This is a genomic window from Enterobacter sp. PL_is514 (genome assembly GCF_055816715.1).
Genome location: NZ_JBVPGN010000035.1, coordinates 200396 through 219067, shown reverse-complemented (window position 1 = coordinate 219067; position 18672 = coordinate 200396). Strand labels below are relative to the sequence as shown.

28 protein-coding genes are annotated in these 18672 nt (G+C 51.1%); 21 read left to right on the top strand and 7 right to left on the bottom strand.

Going from position 1 to position 18672, the window contains the following annotated elements; translation table 11 throughout:
- Window positions 1-25 precede the first annotated feature (25 nt).
- Together AC0TNG_RS19900 and AC0TNG_RS19895 are read right to left on the bottom strand one after the other, a co-directional pair.
- Window positions 26-1036: a phage integrase gene (locus AC0TNG_RS19900; RefSeq protein ID WP_318155321.1), complete on the bottom strand. Its 1011-nt coding sequence runs from the start codon at window positions 1034-1036 to the stop codon at window positions 26-28.
- 96 nt (window positions 1037-1132) lie between these two features.
- Complete coding sequence (locus tag AC0TNG_RS19895; protein WP_032658822.1) at window positions 1133-1429, bottom strand: helix-turn-helix domain-containing protein; 297 nt, start codon at window positions 1427-1429, stop codon at window positions 1133-1135.
- A gap of 135 nt (window positions 1430-1564) precedes the next feature.
- Here AC0TNG_RS19895 and AC0TNG_RS19890 point away from each other — a divergent pair, with 135 nt between their 5' ends.
- Both AC0TNG_RS19890 and AC0TNG_RS19885 read left to right on the top strand, forming a co-directional pair.
- Entirely contained in the window at window positions 1565-1843 is a 279-nt protein-coding gene (locus AC0TNG_RS19890; RefSeq protein ID WP_104440014.1) for a regulatory phage cox family protein, read from the top strand.
- Between the two features lie 41 nt (window positions 1844-1884).
- The gene (locus tag AC0TNG_RS19885; RefSeq protein ID WP_000042568.1) at window positions 1885-2124 is read left to right on the top strand and encodes a hypothetical protein; all 240 of its coding nucleotides are present in this window, start codon (window positions 1885-1887) and stop codon (window positions 2122-2124) included.
- Between the two features lie 2 nt (window positions 2125-2126).
- On the opposite strand, the gene AC0TNG_RS19880 is transcribed toward AC0TNG_RS19885, so the two are convergent.
- The gene (locus AC0TNG_RS19880) at window positions 2127-2315 is read right to left on the bottom strand and encodes a hypothetical protein (protein WP_000184654.1); all 189 of its coding nucleotides are present in this window, start codon (window positions 2313-2315) and stop codon (window positions 2127-2129) included.
- 97 nt (window positions 2316-2412) lie between these two features.
- On the opposite strand from AC0TNG_RS19880, the gene AC0TNG_RS19875 reads away from it, so the two are divergent.
- From AC0TNG_RS19875 to AC0TNG_RS19840, 8 genes are all read left to right on the top strand, one after another.
- Window positions 2413-2583, top strand: coding sequence for a hypothetical protein (locus AC0TNG_RS19875; protein WP_000662667.1), 171 nt, complete (start codon window positions 2413-2415; stop codon window positions 2581-2583).
- Complete coding sequence (locus AC0TNG_RS19870; protein ID WP_029883441.1) at window positions 2580-3080, top strand: hypothetical protein; 501 nt, start codon at window positions 2580-2582, stop codon at window positions 3078-3080. The genes AC0TNG_RS19875 and AC0TNG_RS19870 overlap by 4 nt, the downstream gene beginning before the upstream one ends.
- Before the next feature lie 66 nt (window positions 3081-3146).
- On the top strand, window positions 3147-3365 hold the full coding sequence (locus AC0TNG_RS19865) for a DUF2732 family protein (protein WP_252076591.1): 219 nt from the start codon (window positions 3147-3149) through the stop codon (window positions 3363-3365).
- A 23-nt stretch (window positions 3366-3388) separates the two neighbouring features.
- A complete protein-coding gene (locus AC0TNG_RS19860) occupies window positions 3389-3652 on the top strand; it encodes a DUF5405 family protein (protein ID WP_473712695.1) in 264 nt (87 codons plus the stop codon).
- Between the two features lies 1 nt (window position 3653).
- Window positions 3654-5948: a replication endonuclease gene (locus AC0TNG_RS19855; RefSeq protein ID WP_473712710.1), complete on the top strand. Its 2295-nt coding sequence runs from the start codon at window positions 3654-3656 to the stop codon at window positions 5946-5948.
- Window positions 5949-6169: 221 nt separating this feature from the next.
- Window positions 6170-6427 carry a hypothetical protein gene (locus AC0TNG_RS19850; RefSeq protein WP_252050536.1) on the top strand — a complete coding sequence of 86 codons (258 nt, stop codon included), beginning with the start codon at window positions 6170-6172 and terminating at the stop codon, window positions 6425-6427.
- A gap of 256 nt (window positions 6428-6683) precedes the next feature.
- Window positions 6684-7505 (top strand): hypothetical protein, encoded by an 822-nt coding sequence (locus tag AC0TNG_RS19845; RefSeq protein ID WP_473712694.1) that lies wholly within the window; start codon window positions 6684-6686, stop codon window positions 7503-7505.
- A gap of 2 nt (window positions 7506-7507) precedes the next feature.
- Window positions 7508-8227, top strand: a complete 720-nt coding sequence (locus AC0TNG_RS19840; RefSeq protein ID WP_473712693.1) for a hypothetical protein — start codon at window positions 7508-7510, stop codon at window positions 8225-8227.
- A 61-nt stretch (window positions 8228-8288) separates the two neighbouring features.
- Here the strand turns inward: AC0TNG_RS19840 and AC0TNG_RS19835 are convergent, their stop codons facing one another.
- Together AC0TNG_RS19835 and AC0TNG_RS19830 are read right to left on the bottom strand one after the other, a co-directional pair.
- Window positions 8289-9314, bottom strand: a complete 1026-nt coding sequence (locus tag AC0TNG_RS19835) for a phage portal protein (RefSeq protein ID WP_473712692.1) — start codon at window positions 9312-9314, stop codon at window positions 8289-8291.
- A gap of 1 nt (window position 9315) precedes the next feature.
- Complete coding sequence (locus tag AC0TNG_RS19830) at window positions 9316-11085, bottom strand: terminase ATPase subunit family protein (RefSeq protein WP_473712691.1); 1770 nt, start codon at window positions 11083-11085, stop codon at window positions 9316-9318.
- 166 nt (window positions 11086-11251) lie between these two features.
- Between AC0TNG_RS19830 and AC0TNG_RS19825 the strand changes: the two genes are divergently transcribed.
- The 11 genes from AC0TNG_RS19825 (at window position 11252) to AC0TNG_RS19775 (ending at window position 16926) form a co-directional block, all read left to right on the top strand.
- The gene (locus AC0TNG_RS19825) at window positions 11252-12106 is read left to right on the top strand and encodes a GPO family capsid scaffolding protein (RefSeq protein WP_473712690.1); all 855 of its coding nucleotides are present in this window, start codon (window positions 11252-11254) and stop codon (window positions 12104-12106) included.
- A gap of 55 nt (window positions 12107-12161) precedes the next feature.
- Window positions 12162-13229 carry a phage major capsid protein, P2 family gene (locus AC0TNG_RS19820; protein WP_473712689.1) on the top strand — a complete coding sequence of 356 codons (1068 nt, stop codon included), beginning with the start codon at window positions 12162-12164 and terminating at the stop codon, window positions 13227-13229.
- Between the two features lie 3 nt (window positions 13230-13232).
- Window positions 13233-13988 carry a phage terminase small subunit gene (locus AC0TNG_RS19815; RefSeq protein ID WP_473712688.1) on the top strand — a complete coding sequence of 252 codons (756 nt, stop codon included), beginning with the start codon at window positions 13233-13235 and terminating at the stop codon, window positions 13986-13988.
- A gap of 99 nt (window positions 13989-14087) precedes the next feature.
- A complete protein-coding gene (locus AC0TNG_RS19810) occupies window positions 14088-14594 on the top strand; it encodes a head completion/stabilization protein (RefSeq protein ID WP_048957951.1) in 507 nt (168 codons plus the stop codon).
- Entirely contained in the window at window positions 14594-14797 is a 204-nt protein-coding gene (locus AC0TNG_RS19805; protein WP_473712687.1) for a tail protein X, read from the top strand. The genes AC0TNG_RS19810 and AC0TNG_RS19805 overlap by 1 nt, the downstream gene beginning before the upstream one ends.
- Complete coding sequence (locus AC0TNG_RS19800) at window positions 14788-15009, top strand: hypothetical protein (RefSeq protein WP_001354073.1); 222 nt, start codon at window positions 14788-14790, stop codon at window positions 15007-15009. The genes AC0TNG_RS19805 and AC0TNG_RS19800 overlap by 10 nt, the downstream gene beginning before the upstream one ends.
- A complete protein-coding gene (locus AC0TNG_RS19795) occupies window positions 14993-15502 on the top strand; it encodes a lysozyme (RefSeq protein ID WP_473712686.1) in 510 nt (169 codons plus the stop codon). Before AC0TNG_RS19800 ends, AC0TNG_RS19795 begins: the two co-directional genes overlap by 17 nt.
- On the top strand, window positions 15499-15924 hold the full coding sequence (lysB, locus tag AC0TNG_RS19790) for an Rz-like lysis system protein LysB (protein WP_473712685.1): 426 nt from the start codon (window positions 15499-15501) through the stop codon (window positions 15922-15924). The genes AC0TNG_RS19795 and lysB overlap by 4 nt, the downstream gene beginning before the upstream one ends.
- A complete protein-coding gene (gene lysC / locus AC0TNG_RS19785; RefSeq protein WP_473712684.1) occupies window positions 15812-16057 on the top strand; it encodes an Rz1-like lysis system protein LysC in 246 nt (81 codons plus the stop codon). Before lysB ends, lysC begins: the two co-directional genes overlap by 113 nt.
- Window positions 16020-16487 (top strand): phage tail protein, encoded by a 468-nt coding sequence (locus AC0TNG_RS19780; protein WP_473712683.1) that lies wholly within the window; start codon window positions 16020-16022, stop codon window positions 16485-16487. The genes lysC and AC0TNG_RS19780 overlap by 38 nt, the downstream gene beginning before the upstream one ends.
- Window positions 16480-16926: a phage virion morphogenesis protein gene (locus AC0TNG_RS19775; protein WP_473712682.1), complete on the top strand. Its 447-nt coding sequence runs from the start codon at window positions 16480-16482 to the stop codon at window positions 16924-16926. Before AC0TNG_RS19780 ends, AC0TNG_RS19775 begins: the two co-directional genes overlap by 8 nt.
- Window positions 16927-16973: 47 nt before the next feature.
- Here the strand turns inward: AC0TNG_RS19775 and AC0TNG_RS19770 are convergent, their stop codons facing one another.
- Window positions 16974-17534, bottom strand: coding sequence for a peptidase M14 (locus tag AC0TNG_RS19770; protein WP_473712681.1), 561 nt, complete (start codon window positions 17532-17534; stop codon window positions 16974-16976).
- Window positions 17535-17762: 228 nt separating this feature from the next.
- Window positions 17763-18623, bottom strand: coding sequence for a hypothetical protein (locus AC0TNG_RS19765; RefSeq protein WP_473712680.1), 861 nt, complete (start codon window positions 18621-18623; stop codon window positions 17763-17765).
- Window positions 18624-18672 lie beyond the last annotated feature (49 nt).

The following is an 18672-nucleotide window of genomic DNA, read 5'->3' as shown; positions in this document are numbered from 1 at the left end:
AGCAGTCAAAAGCCATAAAAAGCGGCTAGGGTGTGGACACATTGTGGACACTCTGACCACCATTAGCACCCTTCAACGGGTTAAGCGAAATCGCGTCCTGCAGGTACTGAGGAGCGAAGTGCGCATAGACCATTGTCTGCGCAATTTTCGTATGACCTAAGATCCTCTGCAGTGTGATGATGTTGCCTCCGTTAATCATAAAGTGCGTCGCGAAAGAGTGTCGTAGCGCATGTGTTGCTTGTCCAGCCGGTAAATCGGGCTTAACCTCTTTGAGGGTTCGCCTGAAGTCAGCATAACTGGCCTCAGGAAACAGAAAACCTCGTGTTTTGCCGACTACGTAAGCCGCAACGTCATCAGAGATCGGGACCGTGCGCGGTGTGTTGGTTTTCGTCTTAACGAAAGACACCCGGTTATGAATCACATTCTCCGCCTTCAATCGCGCAGCTTCTCCCCATCTTGCTCCGGTACTCAAACACAAAACCGCAATTTTACGATTATCACCTGAGAGCGCAGCAAGTAAGGCGTCAATTTCCTCAAGAGTGAGATAGCCCGTTTCGGCTGTCTGCTCTTTCAGTTTTTTGAATCCCCTGAATGGATGCTCACCGTTATACAGTTCTGACTCAATCAGGGTTGTGAACATCCCACCTAGCGTGATCAGGTCGCGGTTGATGGTAGTTGGCTTAATACCTTCACTCCGACGTTGAGCACAATATTGCGTTATCAGGCTCTTGGTGATCTGGAAAGCGCACGGGTTTCCGGTCATCGTTTCGAAACGCTCAATTTTCCTGAGATACGATTGACCGTGCTCCTCATGTTTACCTTTCAGCTTCCACCATAACTCTTTCAGTTCCGACAATTGGCGTTTGTCCGTTGGTTTTGAAAGCCATTCCTTTGAGTGATGGTTATATTGAGTATGCTTTTCAAAAGCCATCGCCTCGCTTTTCTTGTCGAACTTCCGACGGATGCGTTTTCCGTTACGCCCGGTCGGTCTAATGTCCACTTCATATCGACCATCATCGAGCTTTTTAACAGACATAAAGCCTCCCGATGATGTTACTTCGTACTTCAATTTCCTGATTTAAATAGCAAAAACTCACTGTGCATTTACTGCACAAATAAGCGCCATAAATTGTTAGCCAGTTTTCTGGTCTGAGTGGGATGACGTTGTTGTCTGCTGCCCAAAGTGCGCGAGAGCCGGTGCAATCTGCCCAGCTTCAGGTGATATCGTCTCTGTCATGAACCACATAGTGTATTTTTTGAACTGAGGATGATTCAAAATCTTCATCACCGCCTGTATGCCCATATCTTTTACACCCTTCTCGTAACTCGAAAGAGAGCTGTATGGGACGCCTGTTAAGTCACTGAATTCTTTCCTATTCATACGTTCTGACTCACGCATGATCGCTAGCTTTTCATTTACGGGTATCATCGTAATTAACACTCCACTATTGATAGAAAAACGATAACGGAGTAATCTTCTATTCGTTATCGCAAACCAATGGCTCCAATATGGCAATTAATAGCCATTAGGAGCAATTAAAACACTAACGAGGAATACTCACAAATGAATAGGGTCATTGATAGTGTGAGCGACGCCGTTCCATACCAGGAATTCGCGCGCCTTATTGGTAAAACACCTGCAGCGGTTAAAGGCATGATTGAAAAGGGCAAGCTGCCTGTAGTCGAGATGACTGATCCACAGTCAACGAGTGGGCGCGCAGGGGAATATTGGGTCTACCTGCCAGCATGGAACAAAGGAATGAAGATGGCTTATGACAGCCGCCCTAAAGAGATTCGCGATGGTTGGTTGATGTGGCTCGGCTTAGGGCAACCTTCACGGTAATTAGATTCACCTATTTCATTCAAATTCAATCGAGAAATTGCATGTCAAAACCAATAAAACATGGCTGCATTCGTCATATCACTAATGGTATGCGGGTGCTGATCGACTTAAAAAGCGTGGCCGCTATCCGTGAGCGCACTGAAACAGCCGACAAAGTTGAGGTGCATCTTACGTCGGGAGAAGTTTTTGAACTTGATGTTGCCTATGAGGAGATTGCAGGTCTGTATCTAGAATTTTTAGCAAAAGAACGTGGGGTTATGGCAAACCCCACCAGTATTTGAGCTTAGTTGATATCTAAAAAGCTTTTATGCGTGACAGGCATTTTAGATTGAACTGCCTCTCTCAACTGGATTGACAGTTTGTTGATTTCCTCAGCCTTCTCACGATTAGAGATCGCATCAGAGGAAGAATTAACCAATGCAATGGCTGATTTTAGAGTGGCAATTAATTCATCATTTTGTTGATTAGTCATGAAATACCTCATGTGATTGGCTTGTTTTTGGCGATTCGATCCTATCACAAGGCCATGTGTCGGGCATGGTTAAAACCCGACTCCCTAAGGAGAATTTATGAAAGAGCCTCGCTGTATTGCACAGTTGCTTCGAAGAGAAAGCCCTAATCCGATCAACTTCACCATCACTCACGGTCGCGGCCGCAAGGGCATAATCATCCGAACCCGTAAGCCGGGCGTTATCGAGAAGGTTCGCCGTCTGGTCAAAAAGAGAGGACTGTGGTTATGACGGTAATGACACTGGACGTGATCCAGAAACAACCAACAGCGCTTCGCGGTCTGGTCTGCAAGTATCTGGCTCAGCCTCGCTGGCAGGACACTTGCGATTTTTACAATCAGATGATGGAGCGGGAGCGTCTTACGGTTTGTTTCCACGCTCAATTAAAACAGCGTCACTCTGTCATGCGCTTAGAGGAAATGACCGAAGCCGATCGTGAGCGTCTTGTTTGCGCGCTTGATGAATTGAGAAATGCATTCGCCCGGCACCGCCAACTTGGCGTGTCGAAAGCAACTTTCATCAGCCGCCTGACCGTTAGCCAAAGGCGATCACTGTTTCTTCATGCGGGACTGACAGAGCAGGAATTTATGATGCCGCACTGGCGTTTGAATGAAGAGGGCTGTTATTGGCGCGACAAACTTTTCCGCGCGCTGCGAGAGCTGTTTAGCCTTTTTGAGTACGCACCAACCATTTTAACCTCGGTAAAACCTGAGCAGTATTTACATTAATTAATCTGGATTCGATTTATTACGCGCCTTACAGCGTGGGGACTCCTTTTGTCCGGAGATAGGCAAATGCAAAAGCAAAATATAGCGCAGCGGGGGATGTATTCGGCACTTCTGGCGCAGGCAGTAAGCGAGGCACAGCGCGACGCGGCGACCCGTTTCTCTTCTCAGTTTGACGGGCTTATCGCGCACATCAGTAAGTCAGAACTTAATCGCACCGAGATTATCGAGTTATTAGGTCAGGAGTCGGAAAAGTTACACAACTCAATTTTCGGTAGAGCTGGCTAACCACTGTTAACTGGAAGCAAAAAATGAGTATACACATCGAGATTAATAACCAAAACGTCATCACCAGTGACCGCTATCAATTCATTTTGCAGGAAAAAAAGACCGCTACATCCGGGAAGAATGAAGGTAAGGAATGGTTGGACGTTGTGGGTTACTACCCAACTATCCCTAAGCTTTTCTCAGGCTTGGTATTGCATGATCTTTTGACCAGCGATCTTACTGGCTTCTCAGCTCTGGAAGCTCGGATTGAACGCTTGGGGAAGCTATGTCTGGACGCTTTTAAATAATATGTCCAACGAACCTCGGGGGCGTGTTGCCCCCTCGCCACCACCACCATTTTTGAAGGGCACCAGTGATTCATTCGTTGGTGCTTATCCCTGGAATAACGTCACCAAAGAGCCCGTTGGCCGCGACAGACTCCTTACACGTGCCGAACTCCGTCAGGTGCAAGGTGTTTTAAACCGGATTGACCGCCTGCCGTTTTTCCTGCAAACGCTGTTTACCTCGCGTTATAACTTCATCCGCCGCACAAAGAGCCCTTTGGGTGGGCTTTATTTCCTCAAAAACACGTTTGAGCGCAAGCTGCTGCCGCGTCTTGAGCGTGTTAATGAGCTGTGCGGGATGAATGAATCTGCCTCGATTGGGTTTCTGTCTGCGCGTGATGAATATGCACGCCTGCCGGATATGAACGACAAAGAGCTCAGGAAGTTTGCTGCCAGAATAGCCTCGCAGCTCTGGAGCAGATACGAGGAATTGAGCGACGCCTGGGCGCACGCGCACGGCGGTAAAGAAGCCCTTTTCACTGATGAGGCTCAGTCGCATCTATACGGGAAGGTTGCCGGCGTCGCGCGCGCTTTCAACTTCACCCCGATGTACTGGAAAAAATACCGTAAGGGTCAGATGACGATCCGCATGGCATTTTCCGCCATTTCACGTCTGATTAAGGATGAGTGGTGGGTTAACCAGCTCAAGGCGCAGCGGATGCGCTGGCGCGAGGCGCTGCTCATCGCTGCCGGTGAAGTCAATAAAGACCGTTCCCCCTACGCCAGCAAAATGGCGATCCGCGATGTTCACGCGCGCCGCCTGGCTAATCTCGAATACCTCAAATCATGCGAGCTGGAAAACAAAGTCACCGGTGAACGTATCGACCTCATCAGCAAGGTTATGGGGAGTATTTCTAACCCTGAAATACGTCGCATGGAGCTGATGAATACCATCGCCGGGATTGAGCGCTACGCGGCCAGCGCCGGGGACGTGGGGATGTTTATCACCCTGACTACACCATCCAAATACCATCCGACCAGACAGGTCGGCAAAGGCGAAAGCAAAACAGTGCAGCTCAATCACGGCTGGAACGACACCGCATTTACGCCAAAAGACGGCCAGCGCTATCTCTGCCGAATCTGGAGCCTGATGCGTACCGCGTTCAAAGATAACGATTTAGAGGTTTACGGGATGCGCGTTGTCGAACCGCACCACGACGGCACGCCTCACTGGCACATGATGCTGTTTTGCAAACCCGGTCAACGTAAAGCCATCAACGAAATTATGCGTCGTTATGCCCTCAAAGAGGACGGACACGAAAAGGGCGCGGCAAAACAGCGCTTTGAGTCCCGTCATCTTAATCAGGGCGGCGCGGCGGGTTATATCGCTAAATACATTGCCAAAAATATCGACGGCTACGCGCTCGACGGCCAGCTCGACCACGACACCGGCAAGCCCCTGAAAGATATGGCCGCAGCCGTCAACGCATGGGCGTCTACATGGCGCATCCCGCAGTTTAAACCGATTGGCCTCCCGACGATGGGCGCTTACCGCGAACTGCGCAAGCTCCCGCGCGGGGTGAGCATTGCCAGTGAGTTTGACGACAGGGTCGAGGCCGCGCGAGCGGCTGCAGATGCAGGGGAATTTGACCAGTACATCATCGCGCAGGGTGGCGCAAACATTAAGCGTGATGCTCAGGCCGTCAGGGTCGCCCGTAAGGTGACGGATGAGGTCAACGAGTACGAGGAAGATATCGAGAGGGTGGTCGGGATTTATGCCCCTCACCTCGGGGCTCATCGTGTCCATGTAACCCGAACAGCCGAATGGCGCATCGTTCCAAAGGTTTTGGCCGTTGAGCCTTTGACCTTGAAAAGCGGCTCTGCCGCGCCTCGGAGTCCTGTCAATAACTGTAGAAAGCTCACCGGCGGTAGCGATCCAGTTATGACCCCCACACCGTCTGAGCAAGCCGCAGCGGTGTTAAATCTGATTGAGCGCGGGGTTATCGGCTGGAATGAGCCGGACGTCGTGAAGGTGCTTAACGAGGCGTTAAAGGCTGGCGCACCGCGCAAACATCGGCAGCAAAGAAGCAATGCGCCGCTCAAAACCAGCGAGCAAGCGCCATCAGCCAGGATGACAAAACCCGAAAGGGATCGCATTGCAAAAATTCGTTTCGATTTAGCTCTGGAGGGCATTACCACGGAACGGTGGGATCTCGACGCGCTGGCGCGTGGGGCAACGGTGATTTATGGCGATAAAAAATTCAAATACGCGGCTGCTGATGGGTGGCTGGGATTTTCAATGCAAGAGGAGAGTAGTTAGAAACAACCATCGCCGATGTAGCTACATCAGTAATCCGAAATCATATGCGATCACATCGGTAAACATGGCGGCCACCACTGCGACTGTAAGAACAGCACCGGTGTTGAAACTCTCTTTCAGTGCCGGTGGTATTGAACAACGAGCCCGGCGAGGCGTTAGCATTTCGCCTGCATACTTGCTATAAACACTGTGTGTGTATACAGTGTTTATGCGGAGGGGCTATGGCGGGTCATGACTTGGATTTTCAGGTGGTCTATCGGGGTGAGACCTTAGAGCATTACTGTCCCGGAGGGTGGGTTTTCTTTCAGCGGCCTAAAGAGTGCGGCGGCGGGTACTGGCTGGGGCGCACTTTTGATGGTGTTTTTATGATTGAGTACGAGCGACCTGTATCGCTAAATGATGGTATGAATTTTCTGGCCTCAATGAAGAAAGTAGAGGCAAAAAGCGAGGAGTTTGACCCAAACTTTTCACTTTTCTAGTGGTGCACGCATCAGGTGCATGAGTTTGCATTCATTTTTGATTCCAGCGTTTGCGAGCCAGCGCCAGCGCAGGCGCGGCTCGGGGCTTCTGATGCACCTGCATGAAAAGCGACCCCTTAAGCGGGCAGGCGAGGCGGGGATAGCACTGCGCGCAACGTTATAAAACATTGCATATTTTTTATAAAATGGTATCCGTATATCTACTGCGCTCAATGCAATCAGATTGGGATGATTTTCTTATAAAAAAAGGGTTCTTATGTCTGTAAATTATGACGTTGTTATCAAAAGCGGGAATAGTTCGGTAGATATGGACTATGCTCTTGAGACTCTTTCGGGTGCTTCTGATGTGACATGCCTCTTGGCAGAAGCAATACTCAGAAAAAAGGTTATACAAAGACGCACTGCATCAAGTCCAGCCAGGGCCGTTTTGCATCAAAGTTTTAAAAGCTCGTATGGCCAAAATTTTGAATTGGTTATTGCCGACCCAAAGCTAAATGCTCGATTAACGGAAATGACGAATTCAGTCTTTACAGAGTTAATGAGTTTTTATATATCAGAAGCATTATATATACAAAACCCACCGTTAACTGCAAAAGCATTGGAGTATATTGAGGAGCTTGCAGACTTAGAGGATGACCTTGTTAGCAGGATTCGAAATCCACTTATTCAAATGCATAAGGTAAATTACCGATGCAAATGGGATGTTGAGTTTAACTACCATGGGGCGAACCAAAAAAGAAAGATTGTAAATTTAGATAATCGAACGGCATCTAATTTAACCTATACAGAAACAAAGCGCGAGCAAATTAATATTATTGCTGTTGTGACAAGGTTTAACTCCCGTACGGGGAATGGACGTTTAGTTCTTCAGGGTGAGGATGATACTGTTGCATTTGGGTTCTACGTTCCATTTGGAGTTGTACCTAGTGCTCAGAAAAAAATAATGTCACTAAATCTTCATAATAACAATGGAAGAAGAGATGATTTTACATTTCTTAGTATGGTGGTTAGTAGGGTTGTAATTAAAAGCGGTGACACTGTAAAATATTTAGTGCATTCAGCAAGAGTTCTGGAATAAGTATGAGTAGAATTAAGCAGTTATGTCTTGTGATACTCCTCATTACCTGGGGGGCATACTACTTCAATTTTGGTATTCACGGAGTACTTTCCGCCAAAACTGAGGTGTGGGGGCAATTCGGAGACTATGTTGGTGGGGTTGTCAACCCTATCCTTAGTTTTGTAACGATATATCTGCTTATTCAGTCGGTTAGCTTGCAGCGTGAGTCTAATGATAGCTTGATGAAGGAAATTAATCGCCAGGAAAAACTTGAGGAGTATAAAAAGTTTGAGTTGCGTTTCTTTCGCTTGTTAGAAACGCAGGAAGAGAGTTTTGACCGATTTAAAATAAGTATTGGTGAAACTGATGATGGCAATATTGAGGTGCTGCATGGCGTTGCTGCAGTTTCTTATATAGAAAATGAACTGTCTGTGCTTATTGATGCTAAGATTGAAAGGGAAAGGGTACAAGGTTGGCTCGATTCATTGGATGATGATGGGGCTTATTTTTCACTCACTAGAAGGTTTTATCTAATATTGAAACTGATTAATGATAATACTGCGTCTAGGAGTGAACGATTAGAATTGTATGAGATATTAATGAACTTGACTGATATCAAAGTGATTAGCATGATTGCTATTCTTAGTGTCTATTACGATTGGGATGTGATGAAGTATATCAAGTCTAGTGATATTTTAAATAGGGAAGGGTTGAAGGAGTTTGTGGAGCTTTATACTCCATAACTATTTTTAATCTCAGTTGATATATGTCGTAAAGCCGCCATTTGCGGCTTTTGATATTTTTTTAATCTTTATCGATACTGTAATCCTTAAAGCGGATCACCTCTATACCTAACCAGTCGTTTATCTCTTTGAAACGCTCCTGCAAAGGCGTCAGCTCGTTACGCACAAACACCCGCGCCACCTTCTCAATATCCCCCATCGAGCCAATATTTTCAGGCTTGCCGCCCATGAGCTGGAACGGCACGCGGTGCGCATCGAGCAGGTCAGCGGCGCTCACCTTCTTGATGTTAAAAAAATCATCCTTCGTGGCGACTTCACTCAACGGCACAATCTTGATGCCGTCTGGTTTCCCGTTCGGGGCGTAGAAAAACAGGTTTTTGAAATTCCCGAGCCCCTTCGAGTCGCGCATCGCGGAGCGCAGCGCCTCAACGTCGGTGCTGCTTTGCGCCGCATCGGTCACATACATGATGTAACCCGCGTGCGCGCCGTTCTGGTAATACTTGCGACGAAACAGCGTGGCAGATTCGTTCAGCCAGGCGGAATTAAGCGCGCTCAGATATTCTGGCATCCCGTAGAGCTCCTGATTGATATCGGGCTCAAGCAGATGGCACACCGAACCAGGGGCGAATTGGTGCGGGTTGGTAAAGCTCGAGACGTACCAGTAAATGCCATCCTCTACGCCACGGCGGGTGTATTTGGCCGGTGAGGTTTCCAGCTTCATGAGCTGGCCGGTCACGCTCATGCGCTTTTCGAGATAGCCGTTGGCAAACACCAGATAATCAAGCACAAGGCGGCTGAAGTCCTGACGGGACAGCAACGGGTGCGGGATAAAGGTGCTGGTCAGAATGTTGCGCTTTACATAAATCGGGGAGCTGTGGTGTACGGCGGCGCGCAGGCTTTTTGCCAGTCCCGAGAAGTTGACCGGCGGCTCGTACCATTTGCCGTTATTGATGCACTCGACATAGTCGAGGATGTCGCGGCGATCGAGTACAGGGGAAGGCTCGCCAAAGGTGAACGCCTCCATTTTCTGCGGAGCGCTGGCGGTCATGTTGATCGGTTGTGGCTGTTTCTTTTGGCGTTTTTTCATCTTAGTTAATATCCAGAATTGAACTTGATTGCATACCGCTACCGGCGGAAAGCGGCTCGTTTAACAGGGCGTGCATGGTCGCCCACGCGATATCCGCATGGCTGGCTTCCTCGCTGCGGCTGGCTTCATAGGTCGCGCTGCGGCCGCTGCTGGTCATGGTTTTGCGGATAGCCATAAATGACTGTGTGATGTCGGTTGCCCCGGCGTCGTATTCCAGACACCCGCGGCGAATGGTGTCTTTTGCTTTCAGCACCATTGCGGTTTTCATTTCCGGCGTGTAGCGGATGGCGCGCGCGGCCGGGAAGAATGAGCGCACGAGCTGGTAAACACCCTGACCGATACCGGTCGCATCGATGCCGATATAGTCGACGGTGTATTTCTCGGTCAGCGCCCGGATGGCCTCGGCCTGCGCGGCAAAGTCCATGCCTTTCCACTGGTGACGCTCAAGGATGCGGAACTTGCCACCGGCAACCAGCGGCGGAGCCAGAACCGCACAGCCTGCGCTGTCGCCGGTGTGTGACGGGTCATAGCCAATCCAGACCGGTCGCCAGTTAAACGGACGGTCGGCGAACGGCTCGCAGTCCTCCCATTCTTCCATCGCATCGACCATACAGCGCTGCAGCTCCTCGAACGGGAATACCGACGCCTTATCGTCAACGAACTCGCACATAAACAGGTTACGGAAGTCATCCGCGCTGTTTTCCTGCTTAAGCTGGTCGAGGTTAAACAGGGTGCAGCCACCGGCCAGCGCGTCCTCAATGGTGACAATCTGCCGCCACTGGCCGTCACCGCACAGCACGCCACCGGCGAGCGCCTGATGACTGATATCGATGTCGACACGTTCGTCGCGGTTGCTGCGGCCACGGTTAAACAGCTCGCCTGACCAGAACGGGTAAGCGCCGTGCGCCAGCGTCGACGGAGTCGAAAAATAGGTTGTGCGCAGGTGTGACTGCGAGGCCATGCCGGAGGCCACTTTGCGCAGCTTCTGAAAATTGGGGATCCAGAAAATTTCATCGACGTACAGGTCGCCGTTGTGGCTCTGCGCGGTGTTGGAATTGGTTCCGAGGAAAATCAGCTCAGCGCCATTGTTGCCGATGACGATCGGGTCGCCTGACAGGTCGACATCAACCAGACGGGCAAAGGCGATGATGTACTTACGGAACACGTAAGCCTGCGTTTTACTCGCCGACAAAAATATCTGGTTTTGCCCGGTCTTAAGCGCGCGCAGAAGTGACTCGCGCGCGAAGTAGAAGGTCGCGCCAATCTGTCGCGATTTCAGGATATGGCGGATTCGGTGCTCTAACCCCGCTTTATGCCAGCGGAGCTGATACTCAAACGACTGGTCGAAGAAAATCTCTTCCAGTTTTTCGATTGCCTCCTCGCTGAAATAATTACGTTTCGGCTTTTTGCGATCGCCTTTGTTGCGGCTCGCAATATTGGGGTTTAAATCCACCTCGTTTCCGGTCTGGCCGTAGCGGTTCACACGCGCGAGTCGCTCAATCTGGCGCGACAGGAAATCAGCGACTTTGAAGTCATGCGCGGTCAGGTCAGGCTTTGCGTAGAGCTGAATAAGCCGCGCCTCTAATGTCGATTCCACGCGGTTAATCGGCGCGGTTTCTTCCCATCCATCGCGCTGTTTCCAGCTCTGCACGGTCGGGCGCTTGAGCTGCAGCATCTCGCAGATTTGCGGGACGGCAAACCCCTGCCAGTACAACAGCCGCGCCTGTCGTCGCGGGTCATTTAACAGAGAAAGGTCAGTTGAAATGGTCATGCTTGCCTCGTTTTTGGTGTGACGTGGCAAGGCTAAGGAAATGGGGTGTTATTAGCGCTAAGTGCCTGTTGTATCAGATCTAACAGGAGCGCAAGCGGTGGCTGATAAGGGGCAGAGTCGGGAAACTAAACCCGACCCGAAAACCCAACATCAGGACACCTGAACAATGGCAAAGAAAGTTTCTAAATGGTTTCGTATCGGCGTCGAGGGTGACACCTGCGATGGCCGCGTCATCAGCGGCGATGATATTCAGGATATGGCCGACACGTTCGACCCGCGCGTCTACGGCTGTCGCATCAACCTCGAACACATCCGCGGTCTTATGCCTGACAGCCCGTTTAAACGCTATGGCGATGTAACCGAGCTTAAGGCGGAGATTATCAGCGATGGCTCTGCGCTCGATGGCAAAAAAGCGCTGTTTGGCAAAATCGCCCCGCTCGACGAGCTGGTCAGCATGGTTAAGGCCGGTCAGAAGGTTTACACCTCCATGGAGATCCGCCCGAACTTTGCTAACAGCGGTAAGTGCTATCTCATCGGGCTGGCCGTCACCGATGACCCGGCAAGCCTCGGCACGGAATACCTCGAATTCTGCAGCCGCGCCACGCAGAACCCGCTCGCCGGTAAAAAAGACCAGCCGGACGACGTTTTCTCTGTGGCCTCACTGGCTGAGCTGGAGTTTGAGGACGTCCCCGACACCATGCTCAACAGCCTGACCGATAAGGTCAAAGCCATTTTTAGCCGTAAGCAGGCCAGCGATGACGCCCGTTTCGCTGATGTGCATGAAGCGGTGACCACCGTCACCGAGCAGGTGCAAACCAATCTCAACGCTACCGACCAGCGCGTCACCGAGCTTGAGACCGCTTTTGCGCAGCTTAAGCACTACGTGACCAGCAAAGTCGATGAAAACGCGCAGGCGTTTACCTCCCTCAAAAGCTCCCTCGACAGCACCGAAAGTCAGCGCCAGCCGCGCCGCGAGCTTTCAAAAGGCGGTACGGGCGACGAGCTGCTTACCAACTGCTGATAACACGCCGGGCGTGCTGCCCGGCCTGAACTTTTTTACCCGAACAGGAAAAACCATGCGTAAAGATACCCGCTTCAAATTTAATGCCTACCTGTCCCGCGTTGCGGAGCTGAACGGCGTTTCAACCGACGACGTTGCGAAGAAATTCACCGTCGAGCCGTCGGTCACGCAAACCCTGATGAACACCCTGCAGATGTCATCCGCGTTTCTGACCAAAATCAACATCGTGCCGGTCGACGAGCTGAAAGGCGAAAAAGTCGGGGTAGGCGTTAACGGTACCATTGCGAGCACCGCCGACACCGCCGGTGATGATGAGCGTAAGACCGCTGACTTTACCGCGCTGGAGTCCAACAAATACGAGTGCGCGCAGATTAACTTTGACTTCCATATCCGCTACAAACAGCTAGACCTGTGGGCGCGATTCCAGGACTTCCAGACCCGTATCCGTGACGCCATTATCAAGCGCCAGTCCCTCGATTTCATCATGGCCGGTTTCAACGGTACTACCCGAGCGGAAACCTCGAACCGCCAAAACAATCCGCTGCTGCAGGATGTGGCCGTCGGCTGGCTGCAGAAGTACCGCAATGAAGCGCCCGCACGCGTGATGTCCAAAATCACCGACGAGGACGGCAAGGTCATTTCAGACGTGATCCGCGTGGGTAAAAACGGCGACTATGCGAACCTCGACGCGCTGGTCATGGATGCCACCGGCAACCTGATTGACGAGATTTATCAGGATGACCCGGAGCTGGTTGTCATCACCGGCCGTAAGCTGATGGCGGATAAGTATTTCCCGATCGTCAACAAAGACCAGGAAAACACCGAATCGCTGGCCGCTGACATCATCATCAGCCAGAAGCGAATCGGCAACCTGCCAGCCGTGCGCGTGCCTTACTTCCCGGCCAATGCCCTTATGGTGACGCGCCTCGATAACCTGTCTATCTATTTCATGGATGACGCACACCGCCGCGCCATCATTGAAGAGCCGAAAAAAGACCGCGTAGAAAACTACGAGTCGATGAATATTGACTATGTGGTCGAAGCTTACGCCGCCGGTTGCCTGATTGAAAACATCAAGCTCGGTGACTTCACTGCACCTGCAGCACCGGAAGGCGGAGAGTAAGCCATGACGAGTCCCGCAGCGCGTCACATGATGCGGGTCTCGGCCTCTGAAACAGCGCAGCGGGCTGCCGTCCCGCTGCGCAATGCAACTGCATATGAGCAGATGCTCGTTAAGCTGGCCGCAGACAACCGCACGCTGAAACAAATCCGATCCAATGAGCGAAAGGCAGACAAAAAGCGCGAGCTGCTGCCGTTCTATCTGCCGTGGGTCGCTGGCGTCCTCGCAAACGGCAAGGGCGCACAGGATGACATCGTCATGACGGTCATGCTCTGGCGTCTCGATGCTGACGATATCGCCGGGGCGCTGGAAATTGCCCGTTACGCGATGACCTATGGCCTGACCATGCCGACCGGGCGACGTCCGACGCCTTACCTGCTGGCCGAAGAGGTGGCACTGGCCGCGCAGCGCCTGCTTGCTGCTAAACAGCCAGTCGAGCTGGCGAACCTGCTCGACACCCTCGCGCTGACTGAGCGTGCGGATATGCCCGATATCGTGCGCGCGAAGCTGCACAAAATCACCGGCTACGTGCTGCGTGATGCGGAACAACTGCCGGAGGCGCTGGCGCACCTGCAGCGTGCGATCCAGTTAGAGAGCTCCATCGGCGTTCGAAAAGACATCGAACAGTTAGAGCGTCAGCTCAGGCCAAAACCCGAACCGGCACCGAAAATCCAAAAGACTAAACCGCGCACGCGCAAAGTCGCCGAAAAACCGGCGGCACGGCGCGGGCGTCCACCAAAGGCGGCAAAAGCCGCAGGTTAACCGAGCGCTCCCCGAGCCGGGCGGCACGCCGGTCAATGCGGGTATCAATTGCCCTGACTGCGACCGGCGTCCACCGCCCACCCATTACCCGAGGTTGTCATGACGACGCTGATTATTGAGCCAAAAAAAGAGCCGCAGGATGTGCCGGGCGTGGTGATACCGCCACCGGGCGTGAGCGAGCCGGTAATCAAAAACACCCCGTTTTTTCCTGACGTTGATCCAAAGCGCGTGCGGGAAGAAATGCGACTGGAGCAGACCGTTTCCCCCGTTCGCCTGCGCCGGGCGATTAAGACCGCCATTGCGGAGACTAACGCGGAGCTGAGCGACTGGCGCGAAATTCAGCTCGATGCCGGTTACGCCACGCTGGCGGATGTCCCGACCGACAAGCTCGACGGCGAGAGCGTGCGCGTTTTCCACTACTTCAACGCCGTGTGTTCGATGACGACGGCCACGCTTTATGAACGTTTTCGCGGCGTGGATGCGACCGCCAAAGGCGACAAAAAGGCTGACAGCATCGACAGCACTATCGATGAAATGTGGCGGGATATGCGCTGGTCTGTCGCGCGCATCCAGGACAAAGCGCGCTGCATCGTGGGGCAAATCTGATGAAAGCGTATGCGCTGCAGGGCGACACCCTCGACGCGATTTGCGCCCGGTACTACGGGCGCACTGAGGGCGTGGTCGAAACCGTCTTAGAGGCTAATCCCGGCCTGTCTGAGATCGGCGTTATCCTGCCGCACGGCACGGCAATTGAGCTGCCAGAGACCGAGAGCGCGGCCAGAACCGAAACGGTGAATCTATGGGACTGAGTATGGAAAAAATCACCACGTTTATCGCCTACTGGCTGGCCGTGGGGCTGGCGTATGTCGGGGCAATGTCCCCCGAAAAGATGGCGCTTTACGTGGGCGGCGGATGCGCCATTTTTACCGCGCTGACGAACTACTGGTTTAAGCGCAAGACGTACCTCTATCTGACATCGCTCGGACTCGATAAAGGGGCTATTCGTGAAATCAATCGTTAAAAAATGCAGTGTGGCCGCCGTGCTGGCGCTGGCAGCACTGATGCCTGACTTTCGTCTGCTTAACACCTCGCCGGAGGGGCTGGCGCTGATTGCCGACCTCGAAGGTTGTCGCCTGACGCCTTACCAGTGCAGCGCGGGAGTGTGGACGTCGGGCATTGGCCACACTGCAGGCGTCGTGCCGAAGGGAGAAATCACCGAACGTCAGGCGGCGGCGAATCTCGTTGCGGATGTGCTGAACGTCGAGAAACGTCTGGCCGTATGCGCGCCGGTGAAAATGCCGCAGCACGTTTACGACGCGCTGGTCAGTTTCTCATTCAACGTGGGAACCGGCGCGGCCTGCCGGTCGACGCTGGTCTCGTTTATAAAGCGCCAGCAATGGCCGCAGGCGTGCGACCAGCTCACCCGCTGGGTTTATGTGAATGGCGAAGTTAACAAGGGGCTGGAAAACCGCCGCGCGCGCGAGCGTGCTTACTGCCTGAGGGGGCTTCAATGAAAGTGATGTTGTTTTTACTGGCCGCACTGATGGCGGTTGTGCTCTGGCAACGTCATGAAAACGGCAACCTGACCCGCTCTTTTGAACGGGCGAACAGGGTCGCGGCCGAACAAAAAACCGCGATCGGAATGCTGAAAAATCAGCTTTCCGTTTCGCAGGGAATTGCCAGGCGAAATGAAACCGCGCAGGTCAGTTTACGCGGCGAACTGCTGGCCGCCGGTGCGATGGCCGTGCGGCGTGAAGAAACCATAACGAGGCTGATAAATGAGAATGAAACCTTACGCCGCTGGTATAGCGATAAGTTGCCTGATGTTGTGCGTCGGCTGCACACCCGCGCCGGTTGCGTCTCCGCCGGTCATTGTTTACAGCGCCTGCCCGAAGGTGAGCTATTGCCCGATGCCGGAAAGCGACCCGGTCACTAATGGCGACCTGAGCGCCGATATACGCAGGCTTGAGCACGCGCTCGCCGCCTGCGCGCTGCAGGTTGAAATCGTTAAAGACTGTCAGGATAAACTCGATGAAGAAAGCACGCAGCCTGCGCGAAGCACTGATTAAAGCCGTTCCGCAGCTTGAAACAAATCCGGAAATGATGCGCATCTTTGCCGATGAGGGCAATATCGATGCGCGTCTCGCGGCCTCGCTGTCGCATGAGAAAATTTATACACTGAATGTGATCGTGTGTGACTTTGTGGGCGACCCTGACCTGATTTTCGTGCCGGTGGCCGCATGGCTCAGGGAAAACCAGCCAGATATCTGCACGCTCGATGACGGCCGCAAAAAAGGCTACCGTTTCCAGATGGATTTAAACGACGGTGACAGCGTCGATATCAGCATCAGCCTGCAACTCACCGAGCGCACCCTCATCAAAGAGGAAAGCGGCGCACTGCATGTAAGCTATGCCCCTGAGCCGCCGCTGCCGGAGCCCGTCACCCGGCCAAAGGAGCTCTATATCAACGGCGAACTGGTGAGCAAATGGGATGAGTGAATTTAAGCCCTTTGACGACAGGCTCAATGGTCTGATTGCTGCCCTGTCACCGGCAGCGCGCAGGAAGCTGGCCGGGGAGATTGCAAAGGAGCTGCGCAAGGCGCAACAGCAGCGTATCAAACAGCAAAAAGCCCCGGACGGCTCACCGTATCAGGCGCGAAAGCGTCAGCCTCTCAGGGCTAAAACCGGGCGGATTAAACGGGCGATGTTCCAGAAGCTTCGCACGAGCCGCTACATGAAAGCCACTGGCCGTGAAAACAGCGCGGTGGTGGAATTTACCGGCAAAGTGCAGCGCATCGCACGAGTTCACCAGAACGGGCTGAAAGACCGTCCTAACCAGCACAGCCGCGACGTGCAGTATGCAGAGCGCCAGTTACTCGGATTCAGCCGGGAAGATAAACAGCTCGTCGAGACACTGATAATAAAACATCTTGACTGAAATATTGGCGATGACAGTCTTTACGTCATCGCCTTTGCAATAGTTAACTATGAACTCTGACCCATTTTCTTGATTTTCCAGAGGGTAATGCGTCTTTTAAACCAACTAAAAATGATTTGAGATACAACTTTCTTTTCTCGTATTTTTGTTTTTAACTGTTCTAATTCAGTAAAGGCAATGTATTGAAACTTCGATACTTCATTCCTACCGTTGTCTCGAAGTTTATCTATTAAATCAATGTCGCCACTTTTGTTGTAAAGGATGAAAGATGAAACGGCGCTCTGTAATTTGAAAGCATGTACTCGTATGAAATCATCAGATGTGATACTGATTTCATTATGCAGTCTTAAATAATCAAGGTAGTCGTCGCTACTACCATTACACTGTGTAAAAAGATATTTTTGCATCAACGATTGAGAAGTTGTTAAGAAATCAACGTACCTTTTTGTTTTGTCATCAATATCTTTATTAATTTGGGAAAAGATCTGTTTTTTATTTTCATGGTTCTGAGAGAGTTTAAGGGTGAGCCAGCTACTAGCAAGTGCGATCAGTGACCCTAGTCCAATTTTAACGGCATTATCTGTAACATCAATCCAAGTCAAAGCCATTTTCATATCCATTTTATGTCTGAGTTAGCGTGATTGTAAATCGAACTCTATATGTAAAAAAATGCGAGTCATTGGTACGGGCATGTTTCACAAGGTGCTTGTCGCAAGAGATACAAGGAAACCCCTTCTCATTGCTGCTGAACTTGTCAGGCGGCATCCTTTCCCCATGAGTAATCTCAACCCTCTGCAGGAAATCGCACACACGCTAGGAAACATTATCTTTCCTTCCTATGTGGCATCAGGATTGTTTATTATGCTTTCGGGGATATCATTGCTTTCGAGGGAGTTAAGAATATTCAAATGTGCATTACGTGTATCTCTCGCAAGATTAGCCGCAGCCTCAGTGTCTCTCATCATGTTACCAGCCCCGAGAAGTTCATTTCTGAGTTCATTCAAAATTTGTGTGTAAAAATACATGGTCAAATGAAAAACATGATTGTCGCCATATTGTTCAAAGCCCGCTAGAGATTGTGGGTGAAGTTCAATAATCATTGCTTTCATTTTTTCTTTATTAAATAGGTTGGGGTCAATTTTTAATCCGGGCAGTGACAGCACTTTCATGATTGTTACTGCATTGAGAATGATGGCCTCGTAAGCCTCAAAGGTTTTTATTGTGCGCTCGCTAAGGTATAAGTATGCGAGGGTTCTGTCGATTGCTTTAAAATTAACTAGTTTCTCGTCAATCTTAAATGGATCGATTAATGTTTTAATGAAGTTTGTTATCTTGGGGTCGGAGTTTCTTTTTATGATTTCATCGGTGTTAAGCATTATTAAATAATCAGCCAAACCTGAAAATTCTGCAATAAGTTGACGTGAGCGTAATAAACTTTCTGCCGCCTCGAAGCGTTTAGATTGTAGGGCTGAATCACGCTCTCTACGTGCAGAACTCATAAATGTTCTGATTTGTTCGAGCTCCTTTTCGTTGTCGCGTATCTCAGCCTTAAACTTTTCAAATTTTTTCTCGAAATGATGCTCCACTGACTTAGTGAAGAATTTAGCCAACGTTGAACGTGTTAGGAATGCAAGCAACGTAAGTGCCCCCGCAGATGTAATAATACTAATCATCCATCTAGAGATTTGTTCGGCCATTTTCTTTCCTGAATGTCTTTGATTTTATTCGAGAGGATTTGTGAGTTGC